This window comes from Oligoflexus sp., assembly GCF_035712445.1.
In the GTDB taxonomy this organism is placed as follows: Bacteria; Bdellovibrionota_B; Oligoflexia; order Oligoflexales; family Oligoflexaceae; genus Oligoflexus.
The window spans coordinates 35,285-53,421 of sequence record NZ_DASTAT010000026.1; the positions used below are offsets into that span (position 1 = coordinate 35,285).

Consider the following 18,137-nt stretch of genomic DNA (forward strand, 5'->3'; position numbering starts at 1 on the left):
CAAGGGCTTTCGTCTGCTCCCGCAGCCTGCATGCCGACTTAAGTTTCACGGAGTAAAGCGTCCTGATGCTCTATGATGATGGCCGCTGCAATAACTTTGGCTACGTAGGTATTGATATGACCCTGATTCATCAGCACCCATCCGTCACTGACCTCGGTTTCGCGGATAACTCTCGCCACATGTGTCGGTCCCTGATTGTACGCTGCGAGTGCCAGGAGCCAATCACCAAACCTCTTATAGGAGACCTTCAGAATGCGGACGGCCGCCTGACGATGCCCTCGTATGTTTCCATGCGATGAAGCTCCTCCTTCACACCGGCTGCTTGTGCGGGTTGCGCGAGCAGGGAATTCAGTCGATCCATGACCGGCTGAGTCAATTCCATAGGAAAACCGCTCGAAGAACTCTGCTCCAGAAGAGCCTTGATATCTTGGAAGGCTGACCCTCTTCTGCCAGCAAAGGCGCGCTCGTCAGGAACAGCAAAAGCATGATCGGGCCAGTAAAATGCGAGCTGATGCTATTTTTAATCCTGTGATGACGCATGTCTCGTCTCCTATGAAGTGAGCACACGCGATCCTGCAAAGGACAATGTGATGGATCATGCAAGTATCATGACAGAATGAAGTGAAACGCTGAGTTCGCAATGGGAGATTGGGCCTGCACATGGATGTATGACATAACATTCTCCGTCTCGATCTCGCAACAGCATGGGAACCTGCCTGTTACGTTGATATGATCAGGGTGGTGATAGGCGTGAAAACAGAACCTCATGCAGATCCCCGCTTCGGCTGTATTCCGGTAACGCTGAGTCCGCTCGACCTCGATATTGGAATGTGCCTTGCAGCTCTGCTTTTCGTAACTTTATCAGGAGGCACCCATGAACAATTCCAGAAACCCACATGTCATAAAAATTACAGGATTGATCGGACTACTATCAGGCCTGGTACTAGTTCCCATAGGATGTACCCGGAATCAGACGACGGCTGAGAACATTCGCGTGGAGGACCTCAAGGAGAATACCGCTGCATACTTGGGCAAAACTGTGACAGTAAGCGGTGAAATTGAAGAAATTTATGGTCCTCGCGCCTTTAAGTTGGGAGGAAAGGATTTTTTTGACAGCGAGATTCGCGTCATCACATCGCAGCCTTTGAAGGCTTCCGTGCAGGAACGTGCCGATCAGCCCTTTCGGAAGGACGATATCGCTTTGGTCACAGGGACCGTTCGCAACGTCGTGATTGCCGACGTTGAACGTGAATTCAGTTTTGATCTTGATCCCAACTATGAGATCGAATTTGAGAGTAGGCCGGCCATCATCGCCACATCGGTTCTGATTTCACCACGCGGACAATCAGCAACCGTGGCCACCGGGAGCAATCAGCCGACCCAGATCACAGACATCGCGGTGATCCACAATACGACCGACAAAGCGACTTTGGTGGGTCGAACCGTGCAGTTGAATAAAGTCAATGTGCAGAAGGTTGTCGGTGATCAATCCTTCCTGATTGGAACCGGCAATCAGCAAGTCTTTGTCACATTCAACGAAATACCAAGTCCAGGCACGGCGAAAGAAGGGCAGGTCGCCATTAAAGCAGGACAAAAGGTTAGCCTGAACGGAACGATTCGGAGTCTGCCCGCACTGAGTGAGGAATGGTTAAAACAGAATAAAGTGGATAGTACGACAGCGAAAGAGTTGAAGCAGCAGCCTATCTATATTCACGCCTCAGATGTGCGCGTGGAACAAGCAGCAGGCTAAGACCTTGATCCAAGGCGGCCTGACCAAGGAGGAATTATGTTGTACCGTGCCGATGGCCTTAAAGGGAGTGAAATCAGAACCCGGGATGGAGCTTCGGGTTCAATCGAAGACTTATATTTTGATGATGTGAGCTGGACCGTTCGTTACCTTGTGGTGGACACGGGCAGCTGGTTCTCCGGTAAGCGTGTGTTGATCAGCCCTCAAGCTATGAGGGGCGTGGAACGCGAAGGAGGCCCGTTGACTTTGGATCTGACCGAACAGCAAATCAAGGATAGTCCTGCATGGGATTCCGAGACAACCGTATCCCGCTATCATGAGGAGCGCCTCAGCCAATACTATGGCTGGGCTCCATACTGGGTCACTCCCGCAGGCGTTTATCCTTGGGCTGGTATCTACACGTATCCCCCTTTCCCTGCAGGAACGCCAGAGGTCCAGGAGCGCATCAGCGGTGCCCAGGGGTCTTATGCGAACGATCTGCGCCCTGGGAGCGTGGATCGAAGCCAGGACATCCATCTCCGCAGTTTCAAGGAAGTGAAAGGCTATGGTTTGCGTGCGACCGACGGTGATATCGGCGAACTTGATGATCTCCTGATCGATGCCAGCAGCTGGCGGATCACGCATCTGGTGGCTGACAGCCGTAAATGGTGGCCAGGCGGTCAGGTGCTGGTCGATCGCGGTATGGTCGAGGATATCAGCTGGTCCGAACACAAGATCGTGGTGGGGATGACCAAGGACGAGGTCAAGCAGGCGCCCGCCTACGATAGCCAAATGAAGATGGACGATGCTTTTCTATCGAGGCTCGCCAATTACTATCAAAGGATTGCGGCTCACAGGCACACACTGCGGAGCCCAGGCCCTTCGGCGAGCGGTATGATGGGAAGTGAAGACAGATCGCTTCGAAATCCGCCATCAGACTTCCTGTATGCGAAGTGAAACATGAAGTCATTCGGAACCACTGCATGGTGAGAGAAGCAAGCAGGATTTGTCGCGGAATTCATTTGCCTGGGGCCTTTATGAACCAGGCCACACAAGAAAAGGTGAACTTATGCCAAGCAAACTTAGTCAGGAGCGGAAGAATCAGGAAGACGAACAAGCTCTGAAGGACGAGCAAAAGAATCATAAGGGCAAGCACAACACAGGTGGTGAACCATCCAAACGAGCCCTCTCGATGTCCGAGACGGAGCGGCGGCAAAGCGAAATCGATATCGCCGAAGGTCATGACAACAGGAAGGGCAATATCGGTCCCTCTGGTCAAGGCAGCCATCGAGGTCGCGAAGCCCGAAATCGCCAGACCAGTGCTTCCGGGCGCCCTGATCATTCGTCGGCGTCTCAGGATGCACCTTACGGCGGACAATAGGTCCTGATCTATGGAAGGGCCGCCTCATTCGTTGATTCCCGCCCATGGAAGGGCCGAACTCGGTTCTGGCTCTTCCAACCACCCCTTACTTGTGCGTATTCACTTCGCCCTACGAAAGCGCATCCCTCGATAAAGATGCAGCATTTTTTCCCCTGCACAACCTGCCTAAGCCCGCCATAAAAATTCGGATTCATTTCCCGATGAAGCCTCGGCCTGGAGAATGAAGCCTATGCTGCGAAAGTTCTGCAAAATCCTGCTTACACTCCTCCTTCTGAGTCCTGCGACACCGGCCTTGTCTCAGCAGGTTCGGAACGGACTGCTTGATCTTCGCGACTGGGATTTCGAAAAGGAAGCTCTGGTGCCGCTGCGGGGAAGCTGGGAATTCTATTGGTCACACCTTTATACTCCAACCGATTTTCAAGGCCGTATACCCGAAGGCCAGGAATGGATCAAGGTACCTGGCAGCTGGAGCCTCGTCACCAAATACCCGACTTTCGGTTTCGCGACCTATCGCCTGCGCGTCATCCTCAAAGAACCCCGAACTCTGGCCCTTCATTCACCCTGGATCCTATCCTCCGCGAAAATATTCATAGACGGCGTTATGATCGAGGAACTCGGGCGGGTAGGACAAAAGAGGGAACGCGACACGGGGCAGACTCTTGTTCGCGATGATATCTGGACCTTTACGCCACGCAGCGCAGCTTTTGACATTGTGATCCAGGCCGCCAACCATGAATCCATGATGTCGGGCTTTCCTCATGCCCCCACTCTGGGCACCGCGCGGGCCATCAAAACATCCTATCAGCGGGAGCTTTCTCTGGCCCTGGCTTTGATCGGCAGCTTCCTGCTGATGGGCGTCTATCACCTTTGCCTTTATGCCCTGCGCAGATCCATACGATCCACCCTTTACTTCGGACTGGTTTGCCTCGCGATAGGGCTCTATGTGTTCGGAGCGGAAGGAACCGTCGTCGCCACCTTTCTGCCCGACATCGAATATCCCTTGCGTCTGCGTCTTATACTCAGCTGGATGCTCGCAACGCCGGCCTTCCTATACTACGCTCGGGAACTTTTCCCTTCTTACTTTCCGCGGACGCTGGCTCAGGCTTATACCGTATTCTCGCTCGGCCTCTTCATCTATTTCTGGTTGGCCGACATCACAGCCGTAAGCGCTGCATTTTACGTCTATCAGGCAGTAACGGCGCTGCTGATTTTCTATAGCCTTTGGGCCCTGATGAAGGCCTTACGCAGGCGCGAAGAAGGCGCTGGCATCTTTATTATGGGCTTGACCGTCATAGGCATCACAGGCATCCATGACCTGCTGCGTGCCGTGATAGACTCCCGGCCTTTGAGTGGCTTCGGCCTGCTCGCTTTTATCATCGGTCAATCATTTCTCCTGGCACGACGCTTTTCTAACGCTTTCACCGATCTGGCCCATTCTGAAATGCAGGTCCGCCAGCTGAATGAGAATCTTGAACAGCTCGTCGAAGAAAAGACCCGGGACATTCGCAGCATCATGGACCATATCCAGCTCGGGATCTTTGCGATCACAAGCCCTGGACGCTCCATCCACAAGGACTATTCCCGTTATCTGGAGACCATCTTCAAAAAGAAGGATTTCATCGGTACGGATGCTACGGAACTTCTCTTCCAGAATAGCCATCTCAACTCGGATGAAAGACATCAGGTCGCACAGGCCCTGGATGCCATGCTCGGGGAGACAGCCCTCAGTTTCGAATTGAACAGCGCGGCGCTCCCCCACGAAACCCGGTATGGAGAATCCGAAGGCCATACCCGCATTCTGGACCTGAGCTGGCATCCCGTGGTCAATGCGCACGATATCATCGAAAAAATCCTGGTTGCCACGCGCGATGTCACTCATTTGCGGATGCTGGAGCATGACGCGCAGGATCGCCAGGAGGAACTGCAGTTCATCCAGGAACTCTTGAACGTCGCGCCTGAGGCTTTCCAGCGCTTCATTCAAAACTGTCAGGAATACCTGGAAGAGAATCATAAGCTTATCAACTCCCGGAGCATCGCCCTGCGTGATATGCAGGCGCTGAAGGTCCTCTTCATCAATATGCATACCATGAAGGGAGCAGCGCGATCTCTTTACCTGAAAAAGATCACGCGCATTTTCCACGACGTCGAACAGTATTACGTGAGGCTGCAGAAGGAAGCGGATGCGCATTGGGATGTGGAGCGCATGAATCAGGATCTGGAGGAAGCCCATCGCGTGCTCGCCACCTATGAATCCATCAATAACAATAAACTCGGGCGCCGTTGGATGAATACTGATCGCATCGTGGTCGCCGCATCCGATCTTCTGCACATGTACAAGGAGCTAAAGGCGCTCAGCCAGGAACAGCCCCCAACGGCCAGTGAACGTATCGCCAGGCTGCAGAGCCACCTTCTGCCCTTGGTCTACCGTCCTTTGCAGGAAACGCTGGAAGATGTCCTGAGCTGCACGCAAATGCTGGCACGTGATCTGCATAAGCTGCCCCCGAATCTTACCATCGAAGCCCACGGATTCTATATGGAGCAGCAGACCGATCAACTTCTGCGGCGCGTCCTGGTCCATATCGTACGCAACAGCATGGATCACGGCATCGAAGATCCTCAAAAAAGAGCCCAGCAGGGAAAATCCGAGGCCGGGCATATTAGGGTGCATGTGATCGAAGAGGCAGGTTGGGTCGTCCTTCGCTACCAGGATGATGGCCAGGGCTTGAATTTGAAGAAACTTGCAGACCTTGCCCAACATCAAGGCCTCATACGCGACGGCGAGGACTTGACCTTGGAAGCCAAGGCCAGGCTCATCTTCCGCTCGGGCCTGTCCACGGCGAAGGTGGTCAGTGATATCTCGGGTCGCGGCATGGGCATGGAGGCCGTGAAAACATACCTGGAAGGCGCGGGCGGTGAAATTCAGATTCAGCTCCTCAATCCTGAGAGCAAGGTTGAGTGTCATCCCTTCTGCCTTGAAATTCGTCTGCCGCTCACATCGTTCATTCAAGCGTCCTTGCCGATCACTCCCGCTGCAGCTTAAAAGGCGGGACTTCTTAAGTTCGATGGATCACGGAGCGAGCGATCAAAACAGGTTCATTCTTATATTGGGCAAAAAGATCGTCGCTCAGGTTGACGTTCAATTCGTTCTCCAGGAGGGGCAGGTTGAATAGCCGAACGGGTCCGACGACCTCCATACGCGCGCCTAAAGTCAGCGGCACAGCCAAGGATCCAGCTCGGGCAGCGTACTGAAGAACCAAAATTTTTCCGCCACGAGGCCCTGGAAGGCCACCACCATAACTCAGAATAAAGGCCTGATTCGAGAGAATTTTGGAGATTTCGCCACGGACCAAAATATTCTTGCCGACATAGGCTGAGGGTTCGGCCAGCTCATCACCGGTGACAACACGATCCACATCCGCTGGTATCGTTCCCTCTCTATCGGTTCCTGAGCCGGGACTGGCGCAGCCTGTCACGAATAGCAGTGAGAAAAACCAAAGGGAAAAATCCGCCAGCTTTTGCATAGGATGCTCCTTCTCTTTTTGGCCAGATGCCATCGACTCGCCGGCAACCTCTGCCGCATGATTTTTACTTGGCTGCGCTGTGACCGCCCGCTCCGTGGATACGGGCCGATCTCTTGAACATGCGTTGAAAGGCTGCGTCACGCCAGTCAGCCAAGGTTTCGTAAAATGTAGGAATCACCAGCAGCGTAAGGATCGTCGAGGTCACGACCCCGCCGATGACAGCGCGTCCGAGAGGCGCTCGAAAATCTGCGCCCTCTCCACTGCCGATCGCCACGGGCAGCATCCCCACTACAATCGCCAGACTGGTCATGATAATCGGCCGCAGACGCGTGCCTCCCGCTTCGACGATAGCCGTCTTGCGATCCTTGCCGTCCTCTTCTGCCCACTTCGCAAAGTCGATCAGGAGTATCGCGTTCTTTGCCACGATCCCCATAAGGAGAATGACGCCAATCATGGACATAAGGTTCAGGGTTGAACCCGTGAGCAAAAGTCCTAGCATAACGCCAATCAACGATAGAGGCAGCGAGGCCATGATCGCAATGGGATCCAGGAAAGAACCAAACTGCATGACCAGGATCAGATACATCAGCATCACGGCAATGCCGAGCGCCAGAAGAATTCGGCCAAAGACTTCGCTCTGACTTTCCGCTTCCCCACCCTGCGTGATGGTATAACCCGGAGGCAGATGCATGCTCTTCACTTTTTCCTGAATAGAGGGCACCACTTCTGAAAGAGGACGGCCATCCGTATTCGCTCCGACAGTAATGACCCGTCGGCGGTCGAGGTGATTGATCTGGGCCGGACCCTCGCTCAATTGAATATGAGCGACCTGTCCCAGCGGTATCAGCTGCTGCCCTTCCTGGCTGCTGACCATGACCGGCATCCCCTCAAGATCCGAGGGACGAGCCCTGAATTCAGGTGCGAATCGGACCATGACATCGCGCGTTTCCCCAGTAGGATCCACCCAATCCCCGGCATCAATTCCGGCAAAGGCTGGCCGTAAAGCCTGAGCCAGCTGTCCCACAGTCAGACCTAACGAACCTGCCAGCTCCCGATCCACCCGCACGTCCAATTCGGGCTTTTGCCCTTTGGTTGAAAGCCCGACGTCCACGGCCCCGGGGATTTTCTCGACGGCCTTCTGCAATTCGTCTGCAATACCTTGCAGCACCGGGAGTTCCGCTCCACGAATCTCGACTTCGATTTGCTTTTGAGAACCAAAGCCTCCGGTCGTGAGCGAGGCCGTGACGCCTCCGATTCTCTGAATTCTGGAGCGCATATCATCAGAGATAACATGCTGGCTCCGATTCCGATCGGCTTTCGGCACCAATCGTACATAGATGCTGGCTTCGTCCACGGCTTCACCCCGCCCGCCCACGGTAGCATAGGTGTAAGCGACCTCGGGGTATTCCCTGGCCATGCGGGCCGCTTCCTCCACCTTGAGTCGCGTATAGTCGAGGTTGGAGCCGGGCGGTGATTCCAATCTGATACTGAACTCCGACCGATCCTGAAGGGGAAAGAAGCCGCTGCCGACAAGACCAACAGCAGGCATCATGAGCGCCCCCACAAATGAGCCCAGAGCGAAGAGGAACATGATCAATTTATGCCGCAAGGCCCATGCGATGATACGCTTATAACGCTCCGTCTGACGGTCAAACCAGGCGTTAAAAATATCGAGCTTGCGACTGACCCAGGTCTTTTTACCGCCTTCAACCTCGGGATCACTCCAGACCGCCGAAAGCATGGGATCCAATGAAAACGACACGAACAGAGAAACCATAACGGATGAGGCTATGGTCAAGGCAAAGGGCGCGAACCATTGCTCGGCGACCCCACCCATGAAGGCGATCGGGACAAAAACCACAACGATCGAGAACGTCGTCGCGGCCACCGCCATCCCGATTTCCGACGTTCCCTCCCGGGCGGCCGTGACATGATCCTTGCCCATCTCCATATGCCGAACGATGTTTTCACGCACGACGATGGCATCATCAATCAATATTCCAATGGCGAGCGAAAGACCCAGCAGAGACATTGAATTCAGAGTGAAACCAAATGCCCAGACGGCGATGAACGACGCCAGAACCGAAACGGGCAGGGCCAATCCTGTGATCACGGTCGAACGCCACGACGCTAAAAATATAAAGACCACCAGTACAGTGAGCAGGGCTCCCTCGACCAAGGAAGCTTCCACATCCTCCACGGAAAGTTCCACACGCACTCCGGAATCACGCACGATCTGTAAATTCACGCCTTGAGGCAGTCCCTCCTGAATGCGTTTGATATCCTCCCGGATACGATTGCTGACAGCAGTCGTGCTGGAATTGGTACTTTTTTTGATATCAATCCCCACCGCCCTCTGTCCGTTATAGAGCGCCAGGGTTCTCTGTTCCTCAGAACCGTCACTGACTTGGGCGACATCCCCAAGCCGGATGGCTTTCCCATTCACCGTCGCGATCGCGACCTGTTTGAAATCCTCGGGCCCCTGCAGGCGCCCGGACAGGCGAATAGCGCGCTCATTATATGAGCCTGTCAGCCGTCCTACAGGAGCTGCAACATTCTGCGCCTGCAACGTTTGAACGACCTGGGCCACACTCACGCCCGCCGCTTGCAGAGCCTGGGGTTGGAGTTCAACTGTCAATTCCCGCTCCACGCCTCCCACCACCGTGACATCAGCGACTCCATTCAGACTTCGCAGCTGACTCACGATGCCAGGATCCGCGATGCGCGTCAGCTCCGCTTCAGAATATTGGGCTGACGTCAGAGTGAGAGAGACCACAGGCAGATCCTGAGGATCAAAACGCGTGAGCGTCGGCTCTTCCATTTCAGGAGGAAGGTCCTGGCGAATCTCCGAGATCTTGTCGCGTATATCCTGGGAGGCCTGCTGCAGATCCTTTTCAAAATCAAAAGTCACCGTGATAATGCCAAAGCTGTCCATCGAGGTCGACTGAATCTCATCGACCCCGGAAATCGCGGCAAATGCTTCCTCCATGCGATCGACGACTTCGCGCTCCACGGTTTCCGGCGCAGCACCGGGATAAGGGACAGCGATGCTGATCACAGGAGGATTGACCTCAGGGAATTCATCCGTATCCAGAATGAAGAGTGCGATGGCGCCGAAGACGACCAGAGCCAGAGTCGTCACGATGGTGACAACCGGATTTTTAATCGCGAAGTTGGAAATCCACATGCCTCAACCTCTGTTCGCTTCGGTATTGCGACCACTTAATTTTACGGGTGTACCTGGCGCGAGCGAACGCGTGGCCCCATTGAGAAGCACGTCGGCTTCCTGAATCGGCCCCTGAATCTCGACGCGTTCAGTTTGAGGATCGCGCAGGCCGAGCTTGATGGGAACATTTTCCGCACGTCCATCCCGGATGCGGATGACATAAGGATTTTCCTCGGGGCTGTTGATAGCGGATAGCGGCACCACCAAAGTCTCGCGCGTTTGGGCCCCGATGCGCCCTTCTGCAAAGAGACCGGCAATCAGCTTGCCTCCCGGATTTGGGATGTCAACCAAAGTCGTGATCTGTCGGGTGACAGGATCCGCAGCGGGCGCTACCTGAGAGATATTTCCCGTAAAAGTCTGATCAGGGTAGCCACGGACTTCGAACGTCACCGGGCTTCCCACCTTAAGGAAGGGGATGGCGTCACTCGGAACGGAAGCCTCAAGTCGCATGCTTGAGGGATCAATGACGGTGAACAGCGGCGCCCCAACTGTAACGATATCCCCTTGATTCACGGCTTTTTCACTGATGGATCCATCCATCGGTGAGGTGACGGTCGCTGCATCCCACTGCTGCCGTGCCTGAGCAAGCTGGGCACGAGCTTGAGCGGTACGAGCCTTGGCTGCGGAACTATTGCTTTGCGCGATTTCCAGATCCCGCCTGGCGAGCGCTCCGCCTTCCACCAACCTTTCGGTACGATCCGCCTGCCTTTTCGCGTTCTGATACTCAAGCTCAGCGGACGTCAATGCGGACTTCGCCGATAAAAAAGCATTGCGCAGAGCAGCATCTTCAATGCGGGCCAGAACCTGACCTTTTTTGACAAGGTCTCCGATCTCCGCCTTGACGGACGTAACGGATCCTGAAATCTCTGCGCGCACACGCGCCTGCTCGCGTGGCTCCAATGATCCTGAAAGGCGAGGACCTGAGCTGATCGTATCTTTGCGAACGTCAACGGTGCTCTCGGGTCCTATGAGGATAGGCTGCGCTTCATCGGAAGCGCTGCCCTTGTTTTGCGGACGCTGGCAGGCCGCCAGGGGAAGCACAGTCAGCATGAAGGCCAGAGGCCAGGTTCTGCTGGACCTCGAAAACTTCGATAGCATAGTGAATCCCCCATTCCTTTCCTAAGGTGTGCTCTGCCCCTGTGATGCTGGAAAAGACGGCAGGAATGGAAGAGTGCCATCGCCTGCTGGTGTCATTCCTCTTCCAACTCCAGACCCAAGGTTCAAAGGCAGATGAGGCAGCAGGGCAACGCGAACACGCGCCACCTGCAGGTCCCGTGCCGAACGAGCCCGATTCGCCTGAGCCTGCTGTAACTGCAGCCGTGCATCCGATAGTTCGAGCTGCGTGGAAATTCCATCGTTATATCGCAGCTCGGCGATCTGGTAGGCTCGCTCTGCCTGCGAAACAGTTCCCGCACTGGCCTGCCACAGCGCGAGTGCCGCAGCCAATTCATCGAACGCGCTGCGCGTATCCAACGCCGCCTGCTCCTTGGTCTGTTGCTTTTGCGTCTGGGCAACTTCCAGATCAGCCTCCGCGCTGCGCACCTCACCTGTAACCCTGAGACCGCTAAAGATCGGGACGTTCACCTGCAGGCCAGCGGTCCAGGTTTTCAACCAATCCCCCGACTCCGGCATACCCGACTCAGGATAGGCGACGAGGCCGTAATTCGAGACCGCAGAGATACTGGGAACATGCTGCGACTGAGCAAGATCAATCGCTGCCGAGCGCATAGCGACGGCAGCTTCAGCCCTTTCAACAATGAGACGCGCGTTTCCCTTGGCTTCACCCGGGGAAATGTCGGCGACCTGACGAGCCATCGCCGTCAGATCCAAGAGATCCTTGTCGCCTTCCAGGCTCGATGTTAAACGCACCGACTTTTCAAGGGGAATATCCAGCAGCTGCTTCAGGCGGAGCAAAGCCTGGTCCTTCTGCATGCGCGCGGTCAGGAGCTGCGGCTTTTGATTCTGCACTGCCACCTGAGCCCTCAGCACATCGAACTCGGGTCGTGTTCCCTGCTCACCACCGAGTTGCACGAGGCGCAGTGTCTGCTCAGACTGCTGTAAAGCGGACTCTGCAATGCTCGAAAGTTTCTGCATGAGCACGGCATCATAATAGATTTGCACGGTCGTGAGCGCCGCGCGGGCCCGCGCTGAGGCCAGATCGAGTTCCGCGACGCGGAGAGAGCCTTCGCTCATGGCCTGACGTGCCCGGGTTCGTCCACCGGCATAAAGATTCTGGGAAAAGACCAAACCTACACGCCAGGTATTTTCCTGGAAGAACGGACTCAAGCCGCCGGCTGCTCCGGTCTGCCCCCCGGATACACTGGGAAACATCGACTCCGGTCGATCAGGTTCCAGCAAGCGATCATAGCTGAGAGATCCAGTCAGTTGCGGGAACCATTCGCTTCGGGCCTGCGTCTGCTGGCCTTTGGCCGCCCCGACGGCGGCCACGGCTGCAGCGACGTCTTCACTCGCCCGCTCAGCTCTTTGCAAAGCTTCCTCGATGCCGAGGTCAAAGTCAGCCGTATCATCTGCAGCTTGCCCATCGTTGCAGGGAATCTGCAGGGCCAGAATGAAGAGGTGGATAGGCCACTTCAAAACCAGACTCCTGAATGGTTGAAGGGTATGACAGCCCGTAGGAGAGCCGTGGTTGAAGGTTCACCCCTGTACGTCCCAGACTCCACTTCTGGAAATTTTCAAGCGTCGTATCGCATTCTTCTCACCGTGCGTGGAGAGTAGAAACCCCACTCAAGTGATATTTTTCCTGCAACTTTCATTCCTTCCCTGACCTTTTGCCACAAGGCTAATGCGAACTCTTCGTTGTCGGACGATTGGCCAGAGAATTGCCTATGCTGCTGACTATGCAGGATGCACACGTGTCATCACGGGCATCCCTGAAAAGCCCAGTCAAGGGTCTGGGCTGCGAAGAATTGTCCCTATCTGACTGCGACTCAGAACTGCGACCCCTTTTGAGACGCTGATTGCTGCTTGCCTTGCTGCGATTGACCCTGGATATTTCGCTCCCCAGACTCCTGGTGATGGGCCTGCACGCGAATCTGGTTGTGGATCTCCTTCACTCCCAGTACATCATCAAGCGCATCTTCAGCACGACGCTTTTCATTTCTTTCCGAGACGGTTCCCGTCAGCGTCACTTCACCGTCTTTGACCTGCACCTCAATCTCGGAAGCGTCCACCTGCGGATCGCGGGTTAAGCAGTCACAGACGTCTTCCTTGATCCGCTCATCGGACCTTTGATAGCCTTTTGGACCGCGTCCGGCATGGGGTCCCATGGACTGCTGCCTGCTGCGCTGGCGGTCGTCCCTTTCAAAGTCCCGATAGCTCTGCTGACCTTCAAAGGAGCTTTGATTCCCATAGGAACCGGAGAGATTTCTGCCGCTCAATCCACGGTCACGGTCGAAGGGCGCAAATCTCTGCTGTGAACCAATGCTGCTGCCATAGCCTCCCAGGTTTCTATTGTCCTCATCTCGGTCGTAGGAACGTCCTGAGTACATACCTTGATCGGATTGATCGCCCCAACGATCAAGATCCCCCCGATTCATACGATCATTACGACCGAAGTTCCTGTCATCAAAGTCACGGCGGCTTCTGTCCCTATCACTGAAATCACGACGATTCTGTCTATCTTCATCCTGATATCCGCGTTCCTGCATGATCATTACTCCTTTGCTCAGTACTGAGTTTTAAAACGATAAAAACTCATTTGCTTATGACGTTAAATCATTGATGAGCACCCTACTATCCATGAATTTCCTGATCTGTATGAAAAACTCTATGAAATTATGCGACGCGCCGTGATCGCGGCTATCGTCTGGCATGATCATTGCTGTCCCTATAAAGAATGAGGATTGACCAGCCGTGTCGGTTGAGTCTGCTTGGAAAACAAGCGAAGGAGGAATTATGCTTGCGACAATCGTCACAGTCCTTGGAGCGGTCATTGCCACCTTACTGATGGCATCACTGATGTACGCCTTGATCTGGGATGGCTTTCAACATGGCGATGTGATCCGCCTGATAGGGACGGACATTACGAATAAACCCAAGCGCTTCTTTTCAGCCGGAATGATCATTTACCTGACTACAGGGCTTGCCCTTTGCTGGCTCTACTACATGACTATCCAATTTTTAAATATACAAACATTTCTTGTTTCAGCCGGCGTGGGGGGTGCCATCGGTTTCGTCACCGGCTTTGCCATGATGTACTGGTTCATCTACGAAGTCTTCGCGATACAGGAAGTGAATCAACAATACGCGAAGTACTGGATCCCAACCGCTATTGCTCACTGGTTCGGCCATATGGCGTTCGGCTTCTCACTCGGCACCATGATTTCAGCCTTCGTGCTCTATGGCATGAATAGTTTCTGGCTGGCCGCTGCCCTCAACCTGGTCGCAGCTGGCGGGATCATGCTTTTTGCGAAGAAAACCGAGATCATCGACTCATACCACAGGCGGCAGGCTCATGGGTGAGTCTCACAGGCCATGGTCGCTCAGAACTTCCACGGCCATGCGCCCTCTCGCTCTCGTCCTTGGCTCGACTGCAGGCTGCGTGATGGCACATGCTGCTCGTCCTCCTGACTTTCTCAAGGCAAGGCTCCAGCCTTAGGGACTGCGATAGCACTGGTCGGGCTTCTATCCGATTCACGGCCTCACGATTTATTCCGTCAAAGTCACATTCGGCAAGACCGTGGGTTCTCCAGACTGAATATCAACATCCTTGACAATTTGGGTCTGAAGCCCGGCTTTGCTGAATTTCACTTGATAGAAACCAGCAGGAATCCCCTCTTCGATCAGACCTGCACCCTCCGCGATCGTCGTGCCCGATGCTTCATAACCCAGAAGCTGAAAGTTCACTCCGTCTGGTGTATATCCATCAGGAACGATCACACGAACAGCAAGACCTCCGACTTTAGCGGTCTGTATGGTACCGATGCTTAAGCCATCGGCTACTGTAAAGTTTATTCCTTGCACGATGACCTTATCCAAAGAACCAATCGAACCAACAATGCTGTAGACGCCATCTTCCGGGGGAAAGACTCCAAAGCGTCCATCGGAATCTATGCCGGTATACTTGGTGAGCGGTGTCTCGCCGTCGGCGCGATAGAGTTCAATCGTTGAATTAGGATCGCTTTTCCCGTCTGAGCCGACGAGGATTCCGACGATCTCGCCTTCCCGAGCTTCAAGATCATCCCCATCAGCGGCCTTGTAGCCACAGCTCTGCATGTTAAACGTCAGCAGCAGCATGATAGAGAGCATAAAAGCATTCACCATGTGTATCACCTCCCGTGGTGTCGGTCCGAAGAATATCATCAATCCATCATGTTATCCTATTCTTGCATTTGACAGTGGTTTTTCCGTCTGGGGACGGCTGACGCACGCCTCCCAGCCTGCCACAACTTCACTTATTCCTGGCGTTCCAAGCCTCTTTCAAACCCGGAATGTGCTCAACCCCATCCGGCACCTGCAGAGACGAACCTGTGAGATCCTGTCCAAAGGGCTGCGCGGCACTGCCCAAACATTTGGAAAAGAAATTCTCCGTCAGACTGTTAAAACTAATCCGGTTTTCCGGATTCTGAAACCCATGCCCTTCATCAGGATACAAAGCATAGGTGACAGGAATCGACCTGGCCTTCATCGCCGCCACAATCTGGTCTGATTCTTTCTGCGTCACGCGCGGATCGGTCGCGCCCTGACCGATTAGCAAAGGTCTTTTAATGTCCTGCACCTTGGTGATCGGCGATCGGGCCAGAAGATCCTTCCGCTCACTTTCCAACTTGGGATTGCCCACGCGCTTGTACCAGGAGGATTCCAGGAACGGCTGCCAGTAAGCCGGAAAACTTTCAATAAGCGTCACAAGATTGGAAGGTCCCACGACATCGACTCCACAGGCGAAGGTATCGGGGGTAAAGGTCATACCCACCAGCGTCGCATACCCACCATAGGAACCGCCCATAATCCTGACTTTATCTTTCTGCGCCACGCCCTGCTTTATAGCCCAATCCACGGCATCCACCAGATCCTGATGCATGGCGCCCGCAAATTCCCAATTGGCCTTGTTAATGAAATCCTTGCCGAATCCCGTTGAACCGCGATAGTTGACCGAAAGAACGGCGAGCCCACGATTGGCCAACCACTGATGGATCGGGTTGAAACCAAAAGTATCCCGAGCCCAAGGGCCGCCGTGAACGTAGAGAACCATGGGCAAGGCCTTCGTTGGTTTGCCATCTCCATCAGGATCCGCATCCGGGGGAAGGCTTAAATACGAGGGCAGAGTCGTTCCATCACGCGCCGTGATATCACGTGCATGCATGGGAGCAAGACGCTTGCCTTCCAGTTCCGGGCGTGAGGTGAAAAGCAAAGTCAGCTTCTTCCCAGGACTATCATAAAGATAAAAGGCTGGTGGCTCGTTGACACGATCAATCGCAAGAACCCAATACCTCTCATCGTCCGTGCGGCTGAGCACAGTCCAGTTTCCACCAGCCTCGCGCTTCAGAAGTTCCAGGTCGGCCTGAATCTTCGGATCGACGGCTGTCCAAGAAAGGTGTCCTGTATTGAAGTCATTTTCCAGCTTAATTCAAGCGTCCGTCGTTTACCACCTGCACCGGGCCACGGGGAATATGGCTTGACGAAATGATCGACGCTGATCATCTTAAGGATGCGATAGTCATATCCAGGAGAGTTTATGCAAGCATTCGTAGCGTCACGGGATGGAGTTGAAATTTTCTACGAGCTGTCAGGCCAGGGCACCGAGGCTTTGGTCTTCGTTCATGGCTGGCTGGGTCAAGGATCCTGGTGGGAAGCTCAAAGGAAGGTTTTTGAAGCACACTATCGCGTTGTGCAAATGGATCTGGCAGGACATGGGCGCTCTGGGAAAGACCGAAAAACCTGGTCGGTCGCGAGCTTTGCTGACGACATTGCGGCCGTGGTGCAGCATGCTGGACTGAATGCCTGCCATCTGATCGGGCATTCGATGTCCGGTTCCAACGTCATCGCCGCAGCCCAACTGCTCGGGTCTCGTGTCCACTCGATCATTCTTGTCGATACCTTGCTGGATCTTGATGACATGCCGAGCCTCGAAGCCGTTCAGCCCCTGTTCGCAGGTTTGAAAACAGATTATCAGGCGACCATGGATCATGCTTTCGCGCAGTTTCTCCTGGTTCCCGCGTCTCCAGCGGCTGTGCGCGAACGGCTTCAAAACGAGATGGGTGCGGCGGATCCAGCACTCGCGGTGGCCGTGCTGGAACCCTTCTATCGAACGGATATTCGTCCTCAAGCCGCAGCGCTTCAGCTGCCGGTTCGCGCTATCAATGCCGACATGAGGCCAACAAACGCGACGGTGAATCGAAAGTATTTCAAGAACTTTGACTTCAAGGTGTTGGCTGGCGTCGGACATTATCCGATGCTGGAAAAACCCGAAGAGTTCAATACGCTCCTGCAGGAAACCTTGCGGGAACTGCATGAATAGCTATCCTGCGCTTTCCTAATACTTTACCTAGGAGTTTCGGACAGCGGACAACCTAAAACAGCTCCAGTTTCTCTCTCCATTATAGGGAGTGCTCCAGCTGCCGCGCTCATCAACCCCTTGCTTCCCATAATTGGAAAGTCTGGCTCCATGATTGGCATCTTTGAGCTGACAGAAGCTCGCGTTTCGATCGAAGAGATCCAACTCAAACTCGGCAAAGAGGATGTGGAAGCTCGTGAAAAATTTGAGGGGCCTTACATCGTCAACCTTTTGAGCAATGAAGTCCTGCCCTCGCTGGCTTCCATCAACCTGCCCGTCGGTGAATACAAGGAGCTGACGTTCAAAATACATAAGCTTGATGAGGGTGACGTCGATGGAATCGGTCAGCAAGATCCACTTATGAAGCAAAGCATCTATCTGACTGGTGTTTATACACCAAGCGGCGGCAGTCCCATCCAGGTCAGCTTGAAAACAGATGTTGACGAAGAGTTCTCCCTGATGAAAGAGGGCAGTCTTGCCCCTGGCGTCCAGATTGCAGAGGATGCCACGAACCAGGTGATTATCGCTTTCCGACTGGCTGAGTGGTTCAACTTCAATGGCTTTACCTACGACTTCTCAGACCTAACCGCAGCTGACAATCAGCTGGACAACGATGCCGGCGAGATTGAAAAACAACTGCGCGAGCGCATTAAGGAGAATATTAAAGATTCCGCTGATTTCGGCAAAGACGGAGACGGAGACGGCGATCTCAACAAAGAGGAAGATACGGATGACTCCAATGACGACGAAGATAAGACGCAGGAGTAAAT

General features: G+C 54.2%; 15 protein-coding genes and 2 pseudogenes. 7 read left to right on the forward strand and 10 right to left on the reverse strand.

From position 1 onward, the window contains the following. Positions 1-38: 38 nt before the first annotated feature. From VFO10_RS05310 to VFO10_RS05315, 3 genes and pseudogenes are all read right to left on the reverse strand, one after another. The gene (locus VFO10_RS05310; protein ID WP_325137799.1) at positions 39-179 is read right to left on the reverse strand and encodes a hypothetical protein; all 141 of its coding nucleotides are present in this window, start codon (positions 177-179) and stop codon (positions 39-41) included. A gap of 21 nt (positions 180-200) precedes the next feature. Beyond that, positions 201-284, reverse strand: a pseudogene (locus VFO10_RS31380) (hypothetical protein); the annotation flags it as partial. Beyond that, positions 248-382 carry a hypothetical protein gene (locus VFO10_RS05315; protein ID WP_325137801.1) on the reverse strand — a complete coding sequence of 45 codons (135 nt, stop codon included), beginning with the start codon at positions 380-382 and terminating at the stop codon, positions 248-250. The pseudogene VFO10_RS31380 and the gene VFO10_RS05315, both read right to left, overlap by 37 nt. Positions 383-874: 492 nt before the next feature. Here VFO10_RS05315 and VFO10_RS05320 point away from each other — a divergent pair, with 492 nt between their 5' ends. The 4 genes from VFO10_RS05320 (at position 875) to VFO10_RS05335 (ending at position 6,147) form a co-directional block, all read left to right on the forward strand. After that, positions 875-1,750 carry a hypothetical protein gene (locus VFO10_RS05320; RefSeq protein WP_325137802.1) on the forward strand — a complete coding sequence of 292 codons (876 nt, stop codon included), beginning with the start codon at positions 875-877 and terminating at the stop codon, positions 1,748-1,750. Between the two features lie 36 nt (positions 1,751-1,786). Continuing rightward, the gene (locus tag VFO10_RS05325; protein ID WP_325137804.1) at positions 1,787-2,683 is read left to right on the forward strand and encodes a PRC-barrel domain-containing protein; all 897 of its coding nucleotides are present in this window, start codon (positions 1,787-1,789) and stop codon (positions 2,681-2,683) included. Positions 2,684-2,795: 112 nt separating this feature from the next. Beyond that, positions 2,796-3,107 (forward strand): hypothetical protein, encoded by a 312-nt coding sequence (locus VFO10_RS05330; protein ID WP_325137806.1) that lies wholly within the window; start codon positions 2,796-2,798, stop codon positions 3,105-3,107. A gap of 229 nt (positions 3,108-3,336) precedes the next feature. Continuing rightward, on the forward strand, positions 3,337-6,147 hold the full coding sequence (locus tag VFO10_RS05335) for a 7TM diverse intracellular signaling domain-containing protein (protein ID WP_325137808.1): 2,811 nt from the start codon (positions 3,337-3,339) through the stop codon (positions 6,145-6,147). A gap of 13 nt (positions 6,148-6,160) precedes the next feature. Here VFO10_RS05335 and VFO10_RS05340 read toward each other — a convergent pair whose 3' ends face one another. The 5 genes from VFO10_RS05340 to VFO10_RS05360 all read right to left on the reverse strand — a co-directional run bounded on the left by VFO10_RS05340 (position 6,161) and on the right by VFO10_RS05360 (position 13,522). Beyond that, positions 6,161-6,628: a hypothetical protein gene (locus VFO10_RS05340; RefSeq protein WP_325137809.1), complete on the reverse strand. Its 468-nt coding sequence runs from the start codon at positions 6,626-6,628 to the stop codon at positions 6,161-6,163. Positions 6,629-6,692: 64 nt separating this feature from the next. Continuing rightward, positions 6,693-9,815, reverse strand: a complete 3,123-nt coding sequence (locus VFO10_RS05345; RefSeq protein WP_325137811.1) for an efflux RND transporter permease subunit — start codon at positions 9,813-9,815, stop codon at positions 6,693-6,695. Positions 9,816-9,818: 3 nt separating this feature from the next. Continuing rightward, positions 9,819-10,952, reverse strand: a complete 1,134-nt coding sequence (locus VFO10_RS05350) for an efflux RND transporter periplasmic adaptor subunit (protein ID WP_325137813.1) — start codon at positions 10,950-10,952, stop codon at positions 9,819-9,821. A gap of 21 nt (positions 10,953-10,973) precedes the next feature. After that, on the reverse strand, positions 10,974-12,449 hold the full coding sequence (locus tag VFO10_RS05355; protein ID WP_325137815.1) for a TolC family protein: 1,476 nt from the start codon (positions 12,447-12,449) through the stop codon (positions 10,974-10,976). 353 nt (positions 12,450-12,802) lie between these two features. Continuing rightward, positions 12,803-13,522 (reverse strand): BON domain-containing protein, encoded by a 720-nt coding sequence (locus VFO10_RS05360; protein ID WP_325137817.1) that lies wholly within the window; start codon positions 13,520-13,522, stop codon positions 12,803-12,805. A gap of 247 nt (positions 13,523-13,769) precedes the next feature. Between VFO10_RS05360 and VFO10_RS05365 the strand changes: the two genes are divergently transcribed. Next, positions 13,770-14,336, forward strand: a complete 567-nt coding sequence (locus tag VFO10_RS05365) for a hypothetical protein (RefSeq protein WP_325137819.1) — start codon at positions 13,770-13,772, stop codon at positions 14,334-14,336. A 186-nt stretch (positions 14,337-14,522) separates the two neighbouring features. On the opposite strand, the gene VFO10_RS05370 is transcribed toward VFO10_RS05365, so the two are convergent. Together VFO10_RS05370 and VFO10_RS05375 are read right to left on the reverse strand one after the other, a co-directional pair. Next, positions 14,523-15,137: a hypothetical protein gene (locus VFO10_RS05370; protein ID WP_325137821.1), complete on the reverse strand. Its 615-nt coding sequence runs from the start codon at positions 15,135-15,137 to the stop codon at positions 14,523-14,525. A gap of 127 nt (positions 15,138-15,264) precedes the next feature. Next, a pseudogene (locus tag VFO10_RS05375) lies at positions 15,265-16,401 on the reverse strand (alpha/beta hydrolase family protein); the annotation flags it as partial. A 147-nt stretch (positions 16,402-16,548) separates the two neighbouring features. On the opposite strand from VFO10_RS05375, the gene VFO10_RS05380 reads away from it, so the two are divergent. Together VFO10_RS05380 and VFO10_RS05385 are read left to right on the forward strand one after the other, a co-directional pair. Beyond that, entirely contained in the window at positions 16,549-17,331 is a 783-nt protein-coding gene (locus tag VFO10_RS05380; RefSeq protein ID WP_325137825.1) for an alpha/beta hydrolase, read from the forward strand. Positions 17,332-17,553: 222 nt separating this feature from the next. Then, positions 17,554-18,135 carry a hypothetical protein gene (locus VFO10_RS05385; protein WP_325137827.1) on the forward strand — a complete coding sequence of 194 codons (582 nt, stop codon included), beginning with the start codon at positions 17,554-17,556 and terminating at the stop codon, positions 18,133-18,135. Positions 18,136-18,137 lie beyond the last annotated feature (2 nt).